Raw genomic sequence first — 263 nt, 5'->3', positions numbered from 1 at the left:
GCTGCGATTAATGCCTTTAATATGGTTGATGGTATTGATGGCCTGTTAGGCGGCTTAAGCATGGTGGTGTTTACCTCATTAGGTGTCGTGTTCTTTGCTTATGAACTCGAGTTTCATGCCTTTTCTATGGCGGTCATAGTGGTCATGTTATTCCCTTTTGTTCTGTTCAATTTGGGCTACTTTGGCAAGCTTCGTAAGGTGTTCATGGGCGATGCGGGCAGCATGATGATCGGCTTTATTGTGATCTGGGTATTGATTGGTGG

At 44.9% G+C, this 263-nt stretch carries 1 pseudogene; it reads left to right on the top strand.

The features are described 5' to 3' along the window. Positions 1-263 (top strand): annotated as a pseudogene (locus tag A3712_RS09845) (UDP-N-acetylglucosamine--undecaprenyl-phosphate N-acetylglucosaminephosphotransferase); the annotation flags it as partial.

This window comes from Vibrio sp. HI00D65, assembly GCF_001635455.1.
In the GTDB taxonomy this organism is placed as follows: Bacteria; Pseudomonadota; Gammaproteobacteria; order Enterobacterales; family Vibrionaceae; genus Vibrio.
The sequence above is the reverse complement of the archived record's forward strand: the minus strand, read 5'-3'. Positions and strand labels throughout refer to the sequence as shown.